We start from the raw sequence: 676 nt of genomic DNA on the forward strand, positions 1-676 counted from the left end.
CAAGCTGACCAAAATATTGAGCAGCTGACCAACTTGTCAGCCGATCAAAAGAAGGCTGCTAAGGATAAGATTAACAGTGCTAAGACAAGTTCAGATGTAACTACGGCTGAAACCGATGCTCAGACATTGAATGATAATCTTGGTAAATTGAACCCAGCCATTTCAGCTGCCAATAGTGCTAAGTCGACACCAAACTATACTGAAGCCGATTCAGGTCAGCAAAAGGCGTTAGATGATGCATTATCAGAAGCTGAAAAGGCCAAGAACAGCAATGATCCAAGTGCAGTAGCAACAGCTACAAAACACTTGCAAGCTGCTCAAAGCGGTTTGAATGGTGATAGCAAGTTAGCGACAGCTAAGGATCAAGCTGACCAAAATATTGAGCAGCTGACCAACTTGTCAGCCGATCAAAAGAAGGCTGCTAAGGATAAGATTAACAGTGCTAAGACAAGTTCAGATGTAACTACGGCTGAAACCGATGCTCAGACATTGAATGATAATCTTGGTAAATTGAACCCAGCCATTTCAGCTGCCAATAGTGCTAAGTCGACACCAAACTATACTGAAGCCGATTCAGGTCAGCAAAAGGCGTTAGATGATGCATTATCAGAAGCTGAAAAGGCCAAGAACAGCAATGATCCAAGTGCAGTAGCAACAGCTACAAAACACTTGCAAG

At 43.0% G+C, this 676-nt stretch carries 1 pseudogene; it reads left to right on the forward strand.

The annotated features are described in order from the left end of the window. Positions 1–676 (forward strand): annotated as a pseudogene (locus CP370_RS09150) (GA module-containing protein); the annotation flags it as partial.

The sequence above is a fragment of the Lactobacillus sp. UMNPBX19 genome (assembly GCF_002553805.1).
GTDB lineage: Bacteria > Bacillota > Bacilli > Lactobacillales > Lactobacillaceae > Lactobacillus.